Here is a 14,465-nt window from a genome sequence, read left to right on the forward strand (position 1 = left end):
TCTTTCCTAATCGCTCTTCGGATCAGAAGCCCGGGATCAGACGGACGAACAGGTCGATGATCCAGATGCCGACGAACGGCGCAATGATGCCGCCCAGGCCGTAGACCTTGAGGTTGCGGCCCAGGATCTTCTCGCTGGCCTCGGCGCGGTACTTGACACCCTTCAAGGCCAGCGGGATGAGCAGCACGATGATGATCGCGTTGAAGATGATCGCGGAGAGCACGGCGGACAGCGAGCTGTGCAGACCCATGATGTTGAGCACGCCCAGACCCGGGAACTTCTCCATGAACATGGCCGGGATGATGGCGAAGTACTTGGCCACATCGTTGGCGATGGAGAACGTGGTCAGGGCGCCGCGCGTGATGAGCAGCTGCTTGCCGATGGCCACGATGTCGATGAGCTTGGTCGGGTCGGAGTCGAGGTCGACCATGTTGCCGGCCTCCTTCGCGGCCGACGTGCCGGAGTTCATCGCCACGCCGACATCGGACTGGGCGAGGGCCGGGGCGTCGTTGGTGCCGTCGCCGGTCATGGCGACGAGCTGACCTTTGGCCTGCTCCTTCTTGATGTAGGCGAGCTTGTCCTCGGGCTTGGCCTCGGCGATGAAGTCGTCCACGCCGGCCTCCTTGGCGATGGCCTTGGCCGTGAGCGGATTGTCGCCGGTGACCATGACGGTGCGGATGCCCATCTTCCTGAGGTCGGCGAAGCGCTCCTTCAGGCCCTTCTTGACGACGTCCTTCAGCTGGACGACGCCGAGCACCTTGGCCTCACCGTTCGCGTGCTGCTCGGCGACGACCAGCGGCGTGCCGCCTTGGCCGGAGATGGCGGCCACGCGGTCATGCAGGGCGTCCCTCACCTCGGTGGTCATGGTGCCGCCTTCCCTGTCGATCCATGCCTCGACGGCGGAGGTGGCACCCTTGCGGATGCGGTCGCCGTTCGGCAGGTCGAGGCCCGACATGCGGGTTTCGGCGGTGAACGGCACTGCCACGGCTCCCGGCACCTCGTCCACGTCGAAGCCGTCGGACTTGGCGAGTGCCACGATCGACTGGCCTTCGGGTGTGGCATCGGCCAGCGAGCTCAATGCGGCCGCCTTGACGATGTCGTCATGATCGATGCCGGGCAGGGCGTGGAATTCGGAGGCCTGACGGTTGCCGTAGGTGATGGTGCCGGTCTTGTCGAGCAGCAGCGTGGTCACGTCGCCTGCCGCCTCGATGGCGCGGCCGGAGGTGGCAAGCACGTTGCGCTGCACCAGACGGTCCATGCCGGCGATGCCGATGGCGGACAGCAGGGCGCCGATGGTGGTCGGGATGAGGCAGACGAGCAGGGCGACCAGCACCGTCAGGCTCACGGAGGCGCCCACCGCGGAGGCCTGCGGGTTGATGCACAGCACCACCACAAGGAAGATGATGGTCAGGGAGCTCAGGAGCACGTCCAGAGCGATCTCGTTCGGGGTCTTTTGGCGGTTGGCGCCTTCGACCAGGGCGATCATCTTGTCGACGAAGCTTTCGCCGGGCTTCTGGGTGATGCGCACCACGATGCGGTCGGAGAGCACGCGGGTGCCGCCGGTCACCGAGGAGCGGTCGCCGCCGGATTCGCGGATGACGGGTGCGGATTCGCCGGTGATGGCGGATTCGTCCACGGAGGCGATGCCGGAGATGATGTCGCCGTCGCCGGGGATGAGCTCTCCGGCGGAGACGACGACCACGTCGCCGAGCTTCAGGTCCGAGCTGGGGACCTCCTCGATGTAGGACGGGCCCTCACCGCGCTCGGGGGCGCGCACGTCAGGGTCGTTCTTCTCGTCGTAGCCCTTGACCAGACGGGCGGGCGTGGTGGTACGGGTCTTGCGCAGCGCGTCTGCCTGCGCCTTGCCGCGGCCCTCGGCCACGGCCTCGGCGAGGTTGGCGAACAGCACGGTGGCCCACAGCACGATGGCCACGATCCAGGTGAAGTAGACCGGCTCGCCATCGGTGAGGGCGGTGTCGAACAGCTGGCACACGCCCAGCAGGGTCAGGAACGCGGCGCCCACCCACACGATGAACATCACGGGGTTGTGCCACATGTTGCGCGGGTCGAACTTGCGGAACGCATCCGGCAGGCTCTTGCCCAGCATCGCGCCCAACGACTGCTCGTTGGACTTCTTGACGTCGTTCGCGATGGAAGTCGCGCCGTTGTTGACGTCGTTCGCGGTTGCGGAAGTCATATCAAGCCACCAAACCTTCTGCCAACGGTCCCAGAGCAAGCGTCGGGAAGAACGTCAGCGCGGAAATCAGGAAGATAACGAACACCAGCAGGACGACGAACAGACCGTTGTCGGTCTTCATCGTGCCGGCGGTCACCGGCACCTTGTCCTGCTTGGCAAGCGAACCGGCCAGCGCGATCACCAGGGCGATCGGCAGGAAACGGCCGATGAGCACCGCCAATCCCAGCGTGGTGTCGAGCCACGGGGTGTCGGCGGTGAGTCCCGCGAAGGCGGAGCCGTTGTTGTTCGCGGCCGAGGTGAAGGCGTAGACGACCTCGGAGAAGCCGTGGTTGCCACTGTTGTTGAGCGACGTGTCGAAGATCGACTGACGTGCGAACGGCACGGCGAAGCTCAGGGAGACGCCCACCACCACGGTGATCGGCATGACGAGGAAGTACAGCGAGGCCATCTTCATCTCGCGCGGGCCGATCTTCTTGCCGAGGTATTCCGGCGTGCGGCCCACCATGAGGCCGGCGATGAACACGGCCACGACGGCCATCACGAGGATGCCGTACAGGCCCGCGCCCACGCCGCCCGGGCTCACCTCGCCGAGCATCATGTTGAGCATGTAGATCATGCCGCCGAGTGCGGTGTACGAGTCGTGCATCGAATTGACGGCGCCAGTGGAGGTCGAGGTCGAGGTGGTGCCGAACAGGCCGGACCACACGATGCCGAAGCGGGTCTCCTTGCCTTCCATGGAACCACCGGTCAGGGAGGTGATCGGGTCGCTGGCGAAGGATTCGGCGGTCACCACGGCGAAGAAGCTGATGCCGAAGATGATGACCATCGCGCCGAGCAGCGCGTAGCCCTGCCGGATGTCGCCGACCATGCGGCCGAAGGTGCGGGTCAGGGCCACCGGAATGGCGAGCATGAGGAGAATCTCGATGAGGTTGGTCCACATGTTCGGGTTCTCGTACGGGTGCGACGAGTTGGCGTTGAAGAAGCCACCGCCGTTCGTGCCGAGCTCCTTGATGACCTCCTGCGAGGCCACCGGGCCCTGCATGATCTTCTGGGTGCCACCGGCGACGGTGTTCACGTCCACGAACCCGGCGAAGTTCTGCGCCACGCCGAGCGCTATCAGGATGATGCCCATGACGATGGAAATCGGCAGAAGGATGCGCATCGTGCAGCGGGTCAGGTCGACCCAGAAGTTGCCGATGGTCTCCGACCTGCGCCACGCGAACCCGCGCACGAGCGCCACGGCCACGGCGATGCCCACGGCCGCGGACACGAAGTTCTGCACGGCGAGGCCGGCGAACTGCACGGTGTAGCCGAGCGTGACGTCCGGCGAATATGACTGCCAGTTGGTGTTGGTCACGAACGAGGCCGCGGTGTTGAACGCGAGCGGGCCCTGCACGTTCGGGAAGCCCAGCGAGAACGGCAGCCACTGCTGCACGCGCTGCAGCAGGTAAAGCACCAGCACGCTCATCAGGGAAAACCCGAGCACACCGCGCAGATACGCCTTCCAGGTCTGGCCTTTCTTGGAGTCAACGCCGACGACCTTGTAGATCCACTTCTCGAAGAAGAGGTCCTTGTCGGTCGTGAACACGTTGAACATGTAATCGCCCAGCGGCTTGTAGATCGCCACAAGGATGATGGCAATCAGCGCGAATGCCATGATCGCAAATACATATACCATGTGATGAACCTTTGATTCCTAAGATCTCTCAAGTACAGTCCGGTATGGTTCAGAACTTCTCTGGCCGGCACAGGGAATAAATCATGTAGGCGATTCCCGCGATAGCCAGCACGACACCCAGCACAGTGAAGAACGTCGTCATAGCTTGTCCACCCACTTTCCGAACAGGTCGAACAGCACGAAGACGACCACCGTGCCCGCAACGTAGGCAACATCTACCCACCAAGGCATATCATTCTCCTTATCATCGAACAAACCCGGTGCCGTGTTCCGCCTCCCGCTAGGGGCCGCGCGACATCGTCATCGGGTCATTGCGATTCCTCATCGTATGGAGCGAGCGGTCAGGACGAGGCGGTTTTTACGGGTTGCATATGTGCTCGGGGGCTCCGCGCGGCGATTCCTAACGCTTTGCTAACACCGGTTATCCGGCCGGCCCGTACACTGGTTCACGGACCTGAATATATGGAGCTTGTATGGCTGACTGCCCCATCACCGATGTGATCTTCGACTTCTGCGGCGTACTGCTTGATTGGGACACCCGCGCCTGCCTGACCGGACACTTCCCGGACGACGTGGTCGCGGCGATCTGCGCGACCGCATGGACAAGTGCGGCGTGGGCCTGCGCACGGCGTGGTTCATGCGCCGTCGCATCATCGAGTGCATCCAACGCTACAACCCCTCGTTCAACGCCGTCGCCGGCGACCGGGTGGAGATCGACGAGACGTACTTCCGCGACAGCTACAAGGGCTACCGCAAGGGCACCATGCCACGTCCCGCCCGCAAGAGCGGCAAGAAGGCCGCGAAACGCGGCCTGAGCAAGCAGCAGGTGTGCGTCGTCACCGGCATGTGGACGGAAACCTCGGATCGGTTCCTCTGCGATGCCGTTCAGCCCCTTGATGCGGGCAGTTTTCCACGACGTGCAAAGGGGAAACTTATCTTAGCCATGCCGATTGGCGTTCCCGCTGACATGTTCGACAAAATGGCCTTCGATGGCGGCGAAGCCGAAGAGCGCATGGTCCCGCACACCAATACAATCATTAGGGAAAGTAACACACTGGAGACAAAATGAACGATTTCAACCCCGACCGAATCGAACTGGCTCGTGAATGCCGGGGTTGGAACAAGAAGGAATTGGCGGGCATCAGCGGTCTGTCCGCGTCGCGCATCTCCAATTTGGTCAACAGAAAGACTCGATTTACCGAATCCGACGCGGAACGATTGGCCTTCGTAACCGGGTTCCCTATCGGATTCTTTGTGCTCCCCGATCAGTCGGTGCCCGTCGATCAGCTTACGTTCCGTAAGCTGGCCAAGATGAAATCCTCTCTGGCCAATCAGGCCATAACGGAATTTCAACTTCTCCTGGATACAGTGACGAAGCTCGAATCGATGACTCACGCCTGCCCGGAACCTTTGTGGCTTAATGGCATTGCCCCGCGTATAGATCCCTCCCTTGCGGACATAGAACGTCTCGCCGGTGAAGTCCGAACCGTCTGGGGGCTGTCTTCTCACGGGCCGGTGAAGGACGTCACACGCAGTATGGAGAGAAGCGGTATTCTTGTTGTCCCTCTAGCGGCGCCGATTAGCGATTCAACAGCAGACGGAGTCAGCAGCCCCTCCGTTCCTCATGCTAAGCACGTAATCGGATACTTTCCCGAAGAAAAGCCCGGAGACCGACAACGATTCACTGACGCGCACGAGCTCGGGCATCTTGTGCTTCATCGTTTTAGGAGACCCAAGGACCATCGAAGTCTGGAATTTGAGGCCAATGCTTTTGCCGGCGCCCTGCTTATGCCAGAAGAGGATGCACGTGCTTCAATTTCTAAATTCACATCGCTGAATGCTCTTGCAACACTAAAGGCGGAGTGGGGAGTATCCATAGCCGCCCTTATTGCACGTGCCGGTCGATTGGGCATATACGATGCGGAACGGCAAAAATCCTTGAGGATTCAGATGGCGAATCGCAAATGGAACAAGCAAGAGCCGATAGCAGTAAAGAACGAGCATCCGACCCTCTTTAAACAGGTGCTCGCTAGCGCCTTCAGCGACGTACGCGATTACAGACACCCTGCAGTGTCCATCCAAGCCATTGAAGGGTTCCTTGGATTGCCCGCTGAATTAGTGAATCATTGGTGCGGCGATGATTTGCGGCTTGTTGACGGTTTTCCCATTGAGGGCGCGGTTGTCTGACGACTCGTTTAGCCAAAGATGGCTGGAATGCTATCGCAACATTCCAGCCATCTTATGCATTGCCCCCTGTAGGGACGATTGCAGTTTATCAGCTGCCGGTCACTTAAGTGGCTCTTCCGATTTTGGTGTGTAAGGGCCGTGCGGTTTCATTCGGTGTGTGATTGAAAAAGTGAAGGAAACCGCGCGGCTTGGTAACGAGTCTAGCGCGTTCGACGGCCGGGTCCTGCTCGGTCTGGACAGACTGCGCCTGAATCCCGTCTCGCAGAGGCACGTGGTGTCGGGCTCGCGGGCGGGAGTGTGGCTGATCGGCTGCGAGCCGGCGGACGGGACCGCCCGGTATTGCCGGGAATGCGGGGCCATGGGTCGGGTCCGTTCCTCGTGGCGGCGCCGGCTCGCGCACACGCCCGTCGGTCAGCATGCCGTGCACCTGCTGGTGCGGGTCAGACGGTACGAGTGCGTGGCGTGCGCCCGCTCGTGGACCGACGACCTGACCCACATAGCCGACGGGGGACGGCGGCTGACGGACGCGGCCGTGTGGTGGGCGGCGGCGGAGGTGGTGCTGAAGTCGAAGAGCGTGCTCGCCTGCGCGCATGACCTGCACTGCTCGTGGGGCGCGTTGAACCGGGCCGTGTTGGAGAAGGGCGTGAACGTGCTGGCCGCGGACCCGCGCCGGCTGGACGGCGTGGAGTCGATCGGCGTGAACGAGAATGTGTGGCGGCACACCCGCACCGGCAACCGGTACGTGACCGTCATCGTGGACCTCACCCCCAGAAGGACGGGCCGGCCGGCGCGGCTGCTCGACATGGTCGAGGGCAGGAGCGAGAAGGCGTTCGCCCGATGGCTGGAGGAACGCCCGCGATCGTTCCGGGACGGCGTGAGGGAGGTCGCGATGGACGCGTTCGCCGGATACAGGAAGGCCGCCGCGCGCCAGGTGCCCCGCGCCGTGGAGATCCTCGACCCGTTCCACATCGTCAAGCTCGCCGGCGACAGGCTCACCGCAGTGCGCTGCCGGCTCCAACGCGAGGCCACGGGCCGGCGAGGCCGGCGCGACGACCCGCTCTACAAAGGCAGGAGGAACCTATTGAAGACCGCGCGGCTCCGGACCGACAAGCAGCAGGCGCGCATCGACCTGCTGCTCTCCGATCCCGCGAACAAGCCGCTCGCCCTCGCGCACGGTGCCTACCAGAAGATCATCGACTGCTACGCGCAGGAGGACCGCGGGAAGGGACGGGGCATGATGGCCGAACTCATCGAGTCCCTCGCCGTCAGGGGCGCGGCGCCCGGATGCCCCGAACTCGCCACGCTCGGCCGCACCCTCAAACGCCGCATGACGGACGTCCTCGCGTTCTTCGACCACCCCCACGGGACGAACGGGCCCACCGAAGCCATCAACGGACGCCTCGAAACCCTCAGAGGCATAGCCCTCGGCTTCCGCAACCTCGACAACTACATCACCCGAAGCCTGCTCCACACCGGCGGATTCAGACAAGCCATCCAAGCCCACCTCTAAACCACCGCCCATACACACCAAAATGCGAAGAGCCACTTAAGTGTGAGATACCGTCGTCTTGCAAATCTCGGGTTATGCTGTAGTAAAACCCTTTACTAAAGTTTGCGGGGAGGATGTCATGGCCACGCTCAAGGAGGTCGCGGAACGGGCCGGGGTGTCGCAGAGCACGGTGTCGCGCTTGCTGAACGACCCGTCGTTCTCCATCAAGGAGGAGACGCGGCGGCGCGTGCTGCGAGTGTGCGAGGAGCTGGGATACCGCAACGTGTTCCGTCCCGCGATCGCTGTGCTGGACGCCCCTCCGTCCGGGGAGGAGCTGCAGGACGCATACTTCTCCGATCTGCGGAAGGTTCTTGCGGAGTGTGCGGAGTCGATGGAATTGGACCAGCCCACGTTCATCCGGTCCATACATGAGCTGACGGAACGCGCGGCGGAGTTCGATGGGTTTATCACCGTGGGTGCCGCGGTGTTTCCTGAAGCGGACCTGCGCGCCCTGCATGCGGTGCTCCCGCATGGCGTGTGCATCGACACGAATCCGGCACCGCACCTGTTCGACTCCGTACGGCCCGATCTGTCGCAGACGATGCTGGATGCCTTGGACGCGATGATCGCGGCGGGCCGCAGACGCATCGCGTTTCTCGGTGGCGTGGGCAGCATCATGGGCACGCATGACTATCCCGAGGATATCCGCGAACTGTCGTTCCGCCAGTGGGCTGCGCACTTGGGATTGGAAACGGACGGATTGGTGTATTCGTCCGGCACGTTCACCATGGAGAACGGTTATCGTCTCGCGGAGCAACTGGTGGCCGATCATCGTGAGGCCGGCAGCATGCCCGATGGTCTGATCGTGGCCGCCGACGTGCTCGCGGTGGGGGCGTTGCAGGCGTTGAACGCACTGCGCGTGGCGGTTCCCGACGAGTTGGCCGTGGTGAGTGTGAACAACCAGTCAATCGCCCGGTACACGTCGCCGTCGCTGAGTTCGTATGCGATTGATCAAAGGGAGTTGGCCCGTATGGCGTTCTCCACCTTGATTGATGGGTTGAAGCATGAGCGGCGGGTGCGTCGTCACATCCTGCTGACGACCGAGCTGGTGCCGCGCGCAAGCTTCGTCCCTCGGGCATAAGACGTCGTCTCGAAGACGGGCGGCACCGGCGTCGATTTTGCTGGAAGGAATTTACTTCACCTGGCGGCCGGCGCACCAGACGTGTTGGGCGGTCCAGTCGGCGGGGTCGAGGAGGTTGAGGTCGGCGGCGTATCCGGGGGCGATGAGGCCGAGCGGGGCTCCGGTGACGGGGTTGGCCTTGTCGAATCCGAAGGCGCGGGCCGGGGTGAAGGTGGCGGCCTCGACGGCGGCGACGGGGCTGAAGCCGAGTTCGTTGACCGCGCGCTGGACCGCGACCTCCAGGGTGAGCGTGGAGCCGGCGATGGCGCCGTTGGACACGAGTCGGGCGTGGCCGTCGATGACGTTCACGTCGAGTTCGCCGAGCTTGTACGCGCCGTCGGGGCAGTCGGTGGCGGCCATGGCGTCGGTGACGAACGCGATGCGGTGGGGCGCGAGGCCGAAGCCGAGCTTGACCATCGGGTTCTGGACGTGGAAGCCGTCGTTGATGAGCTCGATGGTGACGCGCGGGTCCTCGACGGCGGCCGGGATGGGGCCGGGTTCGCGGTGGTGCAGGCCGTTCATCGCGTTGAACATGTGGGTCATGATGCCGGCGCCCGCGTCGAAGCCGGCCTGGGCGGTGGCGTAGTCGGCGTCGCAGTGGCCGACCGCGGGCACCACGCCGGCGGCCGCGAACTGGCGGATGGCGCCGATGCCGTGCTCGAGTTCGGGGGCGATGGTGATCTGGCGGATGCAGCCGAGCTTGCCGGCGGCGGGGTCGGCGCCCGAGGCGTCGAGCATGCGGTCCACGAGTTCGGGCACCGGGTCCTTGAGGCAGTTCGGGTCGTGCGCGCCCTTGCGTTTCAGGGCGAGGAACGGGCCTTCGAGGTGGCAGCCGAGGATGTCGGGGCGGGTGGCCATTTTCTCGTGCACGGTGCGGATGTTGCGGCAGATCACGTCCATCGGGTTGGTGATGAGCGAGAGGACCTGGCGGGTGGTGCCGTGGACCGCGTGGCCGGCGCGGGCCACGTCGATGCCGTCGGGGCCGTCGTCGAAGCTCTTCTCCCAGGCGCCGTGGGCGTGGATGTCCACGTAGCCGGGCGTGAGGATGCGGCCGTCCGCATCAATAACCGCACCGTCCGAACCCGATGGAGCGGCCGGGTCGATGCCGACCGTGCGGCAGGCGTGCTCGAACGCCTCCTCGCCGCTGCCGTCCGCCGCCGCGAAACCGGTGGCCACGATCACGCCGCGCGCGTCCGAGACCACCCAATATCCGCTTTGCTCGCCGCGGGCGTCCACCTTGCGAGCCCCGCGGATCGCGACCGGACGGGCCTCGCCCTCCAACGCCGCCGTCACGTGCGCGACGATCTCGTTTCTGTCCTGTGTCATGATTTCCTTCCTATATGCGTTCGGGCTCCTTCTTTGCGGAGAAAGAAGGAGCCCGAACCGTTCGATTGCCGTCAGATGCCCTGCCAGGCCGGCTTGTGGGCGAAGGCGTAGCGGTAGTAGTCCTTGTGACGCAGGCGGCTGGCGGCCTCCTCATCCACGATGATCGTGGCGTGCGGGTGCAGCTGCAGCGCGGAGGCCGGGCAGAACGCGCTCACGCCACCCTCGACGGTCTCCTCGATGGCCTCGGCCTTGCCCGAGCCGAACGCAAGCAGCACGAGGTGACGGGCCTTCAGGACCGTGCCGATGCCCTGCGTGATGCAGTGGGTCGGTACCTGGTTGATGTCGTCGTCGAAGAAGCGGGCGTTGTCGATGCGCGTCTGCTCGGCCAGGGTCTTCACGCGCGTGCCGGAGGCGAGCGAGGAGCCGGGCTCGTTGAAACCGATGTGGCCGTCGGTGCCGATGCCGAGGATCTGCACGTCGATGCCGCCCGCGGCCTCGATGGCCGCGTCGTAGGCCGGGCCGGCGGCGGCGATCTTGTCGCCGTCCTCAAGGGGCGCGCCGTTCAGTACGTCGCCGGGCACGTGGACCTTGGCCGGGTCGAGGCCCAGGGGCTCGACGACCGTGCGGTGGATGGTGGAGTGGTAGGACTGCGGGTGGTCGAGCGGCAAGCCCAGGTACTCGTCGAGCGCGAAGCCGCGCACCTTGGAGACGTCGATATGCTCCTCGTGTACGATCTTGGCGAGGGCCTGGTAGGCGGCCAGCGGGCTGGAGCCCGTGGCGAGTCCCAGCACCGCGTCCGGCTTGGCCTTGATGAGGTCCGCCACGCAACGGCCGTAGATCTCGCCGGCCTCCTCCTCGTTCTTGACGATGATCACTTCAGCCATGATTGATTGTCTCTTTTCTGTGGGTGTGTTTTGGGGAATATGCACGGGCGGCGGCATGGTGGTGCATGCCGCCGCCCGTTGCCGGTCAGATGAGTTCGAGGTTCACGTCGAGGGTGAGCGGCCTGCCTGCGGGCAGCTGGTAGGCCGTGTGGACGGGGGCTCCCCAGGAGTCGTCTCCGCCGACGCCCATCTGCGCCGCGAGCAGACGCAGGTAGTTGTGGCGCGGGGCGGGCAGGTCCTCATGGCGGCGCGCGGCTTCGATCATGTAGGTGTTCCATGGCAGCAGGCTGGCCGTGAAGTGACGGTCGCCGCGCTGGCTGACGCGCAATCCGTGGCCTTGGATGTCGGTGGCTTCGAGCCAGCGGACGTCCTCGTGGCTTCCGGTTTCCTGCACCATGAGATACGGCGCCATGCTCGCCTCTGAGGTGGTGTCCCAGATGCCGAGCTTGCCGCCCTGCTTGCGGTCGCGGTAGGTTTCCTCGGGGCCGGGTCCGTAGTAGCGCAGCTGCGTGTATTCGCCGGGCAGTTCCCATTCGACACCGAACGCGGGCAGGCTGGCGGCGTTGGTGACACCGCCGGGGTATTCGACGGTCAATCGCATGCGCATGTCGGACGTGATGCGGTAGGCGACCGTCACGGGCGTGTGGCCCGGGTCGGCGAGCTCGTACCGGTATTCGGCCGTGAGTCCTCCGTCGTCGGATTGCGTGATGCTCGTATCGGTCACGATGGCGTAGCGGCCGGCCGCGAACCATGCGGCACGGTCGAAACCGGAACGGTTGCCCCGGTCGTTGTCGGTCAGCGGGCGGAACGTGACGAGTTCGGGGCGACGGATGACCATTTCCCGGTCGTCGCGCTTCCAGGAGACGATGCCTCCCTGAGTGCGTGACAGGAGGATTTCCTCGTCGTCGCGGCGGATGCCGGCGTTCCATCGGCCGAGCGTGCGAGTTGCGCGGCCGTCGTCGTCATGGCTGGTCTCGGTGATGTCCCGTTCGGGGTTGAGCGTGCCGGTGAGTTGGCCGAACGCGAGCTCGTAGCCGGCCGGTGCCCATGCGGTGGCTTCGGCGAGCAGGAGATCGACCTCGTAGGTGACTTCGCGCGTATCCCCGTCTGCGTCGATGTCCGGGAAGGCGATGTCATGGCGTTGGGTGTCTCCGGCGGCCACGTCGAACCGGTAGTCGGCGTGCCAGATCTCGCGCCCGTCTTCGAGGAGCCGTGCGGCGAACACGTAATCGTCGGTGCCGATGAACAGGTTGCGGTTCTCGATGGTCACGCCGTGTCCGTCGGGGGTGAGCTTGATCGGCGAATACAGCTGCTTGACCTCCTGCGCCTTGGGGCTGGGCGTGCGGTCGGCGAACACGATGCCGTTGCCCACGAATTCGTAGTCGGTCGGCCGGTCGCCCCATTCTCCGCCGACGCTGAGTCGTTCGCTCCCGTCGGGCAGGCGCTGGACGAGCCCCTGGTCGATGTAGTCCCAGATGAACCCGCCGGAGTAGCGCTCGTACTGTTCGAGGTCGATGAACTCGCTCAGGCCGCCGCACGAGTTGCCCATGGCGTGCATGTACTCGCAGCTGACGAACGGCTTGTTCGCCGCGCCACGCTCGTCGCCGTGTTCGAGCCAGTCGCGGATCTCGTCCGGCTTGGCGTACATACGGCTTTCGAAATCGCTGATCCCATCGTAGGCGTGGTTCCAGTTGACGCCTTCGTAGTGGACGGGACGGCCCGGGTCGAGCCGATGCGCGTGCATGCTCATGGCCTTGAGGACTTCGCCCGCGTAGGATTCGTTGCCCAGCGACCAGACGAGTACGCTGGGATGGTTGCGGTCACGCATGATCATGCTGTCCAGCCGGTCGATGCATGCGCCCAGCCAGGCCTCGTCGTCACCGGGGACGGAGGTGCCCACGGGGATGTCGCCGGGGCTGTTCCAGCTGCCGTGGGTCTCCAGGTTGGTCTCGTCGATCAGATAGATGCCGTATTCGTCGCACAGCTCGTACCAGCGTGACTGGTTCGGGTAGTGCGAGGTGCGCACCGCGTTGATGTTGTGGCGCTTCATGAAGCGGATGTCCCACAGCATGTCCTCTTCGGTGACGGCGCGGCCGCGCCGGCAGTCGAACTCGTGGCGGTCCACGCCGCGGAACACGAGGCGCTTGCCGTTGAGCTTGAGGACGCCGTCCTCGATGGCCACATGCCGGAAGCCGATGCGGGTGCGCGCGGTCTCCAGAACCGTGCCGTCCGCGTCGAGCAGGGTGACGGACAATTCGTACAGGTCCGGGCGTTCGGCGCTCCAGGGTGCGGCGTCGTCGATCTCGGCTTCGGCGTGCAGCGTTCCGGCCGCTTCCGTGGCGGTGCGCCAGACGATGGTGCCGTTCTTGTCTCGCAACGCGAGGTCGGCCGTCGCGGCGTTCGTGGCGCCGTCGATCAGCACGTCCAGCGAGAGCGATCCGATTGACGTGGCAGGCTCCCAATCGGCTTCGGCGTGGATGTCGGAGACGTGGGCGGCGGGTCTCGCGTTGAGCTCGACGGAGCGGAACAGGCCGTGCAACCGCCAGAAGTCCTGGTCCTCCAGCCAGCTCGCGCTCGAATACTCGTAGCAGGCGACCGCCAGCACGTTGCCGTCCTTCCTGACGACGTCCGTCACGTCGAACTCGCTGGGCGTGAAGGAGTCCTCGGCGTAGCCGACGAACGCACCGTTGAGCCACACGTAGATGGCGGTGGCCGCGCCCTGGAAGGTGAGCGTCACCGTGCGGCCCTCGCGGATGGCCTGGGCGACCGCGCCCTCCGCGGCGAACTTGCGTCGGTAGACCGCCACATGGCCATGCTCGGGGATGGCCGGGGCCTTCGGGTCCTCGTGGCCGTCCCACGGGTACTGCACGTTCACATACTGCGGGTCAAGAAGCCCCGCGGTCTCCAGATGCGAGGGCACCCGCACGCGGGGGAACGACGAGTCGTCGAAGCCCGGCGCGGCGAACAGCGGCGACACGTCGCTGATCCAATCCGGCCCGTCGCTCGTCCCGTCGGGGAAGCTGTTCGCCGGCGCCGTCTCGACGCGGACCCGCCATTCGCCGTCAAGGCTCTGCGTGAGATCCGTGCCCTCGCCGCCGGAGGGGGCGTACGACCAGCACGCATGGTCGGAATGGGCGTCGAGCCGGTGGACCGCGTACACGCGCGGGTCGGCGAGCCATGCCGTCGTCGGCATGGACGGGGAGACGATCGGATCGCCGTTCTTCCGCTGATCGTCGGTTGTGTTCATGATGTCCTCGCTTTCGCATCGGATTGCGTCGCGTCGTTGCCGCCGCAGTGCGGGAGCCCTCGAATGTGACTCCTTGCACAACGATGATAAAGATATTTACTAATTTACGCAACTTCTTGCGCATGCCTCGACGGTGACTGCGAAGACCTGTACAAATCCATTGATTGCAACGATAATTCGACTACTACGATGTCTTTTGCCCGCGCGTCGCGTCGAATCGACGAATGCGATTCGTTGGCATTGCTTGCGACACGCGGTAAAGTTTTTTACTTTTTCA

8 protein-coding genes and 2 pseudogenes are annotated in these 14,465 nt (G+C 64.5%); 5 read left to right on the top strand and 5 right to left on the bottom strand.

Going from position 1 to position 14,465, the window contains the following annotated elements:
* Window positions 1-22: 22 nt before the first annotated feature.
* The gene (kdpB, locus tag JS531_RS06615) at window positions 23-2,197 is read right to left on the bottom strand and encodes a potassium-transporting ATPase subunit KdpB (RefSeq protein WP_169240059.1); all 2,175 of its coding nucleotides are present in this window, start codon (window positions 2,195-2,197) and stop codon (window positions 23-25) included.
* 1 nt (window position 2,198) lies between these two features.
* Entirely contained in the window at window positions 2,199-3,875 is a 1,677-nt protein-coding gene (gene kdpA, locus JS531_RS06620) for a potassium-transporting ATPase subunit KdpA (protein WP_169240058.1), read from the bottom strand.
* Between the two features lie 473 nt (window positions 3,876-4,348).
* Here kdpA and JS531_RS11080 point away from each other — a divergent pair.
* From JS531_RS11080 to JS531_RS06640, 5 genes and pseudogenes are all read left to right on the top strand, one after another.
* Window positions 4,349-4,468: pseudogene (locus JS531_RS11080) on the top strand (HAD family phosphatase); the annotation flags it as partial.
* Window positions 4,469-4,581: 113 nt separating this feature from the next.
* Window positions 4,582-4,710: pseudogene (locus JS531_RS11085) on the top strand (IS1595 family transposase); the annotation flags it as partial.
* Window positions 4,711-4,940: 230 nt separating this feature from the next.
* Window positions 4,941-6,062 carry an XRE family transcriptional regulator gene (locus tag JS531_RS11090; protein ID WP_169240056.1) on the top strand — a complete coding sequence of 374 codons (1,122 nt, stop codon included), beginning with the start codon at window positions 4,941-4,943 and terminating at the stop codon, window positions 6,060-6,062.
* Between the two features lie 358 nt (window positions 6,063-6,420).
* Window positions 6,421-7,572 (top strand): ISL3 family transposase, encoded by a 1,152-nt coding sequence (locus tag JS531_RS06635; RefSeq protein WP_240542084.1) that lies wholly within the window; start codon window positions 6,421-6,423, stop codon window positions 7,570-7,572.
* Between the two features lie 118 nt (window positions 7,573-7,690).
* The gene (locus JS531_RS06640) at window positions 7,691-8,692 is read left to right on the top strand and encodes a LacI family DNA-binding transcriptional regulator (protein WP_169275836.1); all 1,002 of its coding nucleotides are present in this window, start codon (window positions 7,691-7,693) and stop codon (window positions 8,690-8,692) included.
* A 51-nt stretch (window positions 8,693-8,743) separates the two neighbouring features.
* Here JS531_RS06640 and nagA read toward each other — a convergent pair whose 3' ends face one another.
* From nagA to JS531_RS06655, 3 genes are all read right to left on the bottom strand, one after another.
* Window positions 8,744-10,057 (bottom strand): N-acetylglucosamine-6-phosphate deacetylase, encoded by a 1,314-nt coding sequence (nagA, locus tag JS531_RS06645; protein WP_214314307.1) that lies wholly within the window; start codon window positions 10,055-10,057, stop codon window positions 8,744-8,746.
* 71 nt (window positions 10,058-10,128) lie between these two features.
* Window positions 10,129-10,941, bottom strand: coding sequence for a glucosamine-6-phosphate deaminase (gene nagB, locus JS531_RS06650; protein ID WP_055427681.1), 813 nt, complete (start codon window positions 10,939-10,941; stop codon window positions 10,129-10,131).
* 85 nt (window positions 10,942-11,026) lie between these two features.
* Window positions 11,027-14,188: a glycoside hydrolase family 2 TIM barrel-domain containing protein gene (locus tag JS531_RS06655; protein ID WP_214314309.1), complete on the bottom strand. Its 3,162-nt coding sequence runs from the start codon at window positions 14,186-14,188 to the stop codon at window positions 11,027-11,029.
* Window positions 14,189-14,465: the final 277 nt, after the last annotated feature.

The sequence above is a fragment of the Bifidobacterium sp. CP2 genome (assembly GCF_018555635.1).
In the GTDB taxonomy this organism is placed as follows: domain Bacteria; phylum Actinomycetota; class Actinomycetes; order Actinomycetales; family Bifidobacteriaceae; genus Bifidobacterium; species Bifidobacterium saguinibicoloris.

Coding starts and splice junctions, on each gene's coding strand:
- kdpB (WP_169240059.1), bottom strand. CDS start 2,197: ATGACTTCCGCAACCGCGAACGACGTCAACAACGGCGCGACTTCCATC.
- kdpA (WP_169240058.1), bottom strand. CDS start 3,875: ATGGTATATGTATTTGCGATCATGGCATTCGCGCTGATTGCCATCATC.
- JS531_RS11090 (WP_169240056.1), top strand. CDS start 4,941: ATGAACGATTTCAACCCCGACCGAATCGAACTGGCTCGTGAATGCCGG.
- JS531_RS06635 (WP_240542084.1), top strand. CDS start 6,421: ATGGGTCGGGTCCGTTCCTCGTGGCGGCGCCGGCTCGCGCACACGCCC.
- JS531_RS06640 (WP_169275836.1), top strand. CDS start 7,691: ATGGCCACGCTCAAGGAGGTCGCGGAACGGGCCGGGGTGTCGCAGAGC.
- nagA (WP_214314307.1), bottom strand. CDS start 10,057: ATGACACAGGACAGAAACGAGATCGTCGCGCACGTGACGGCGGCGTTG.
- nagB (WP_055427681.1), bottom strand. CDS start 10,941: ATGGCTGAAGTGATCATCGTCAAGAACGAGGAGGAGGCCGGCGAGATC.
- JS531_RS06655 (WP_214314309.1), bottom strand. CDS start 14,188: ATGAACACAACCGACGATCAGCGGAAGAACGGCGATCCGATCGTCTCC.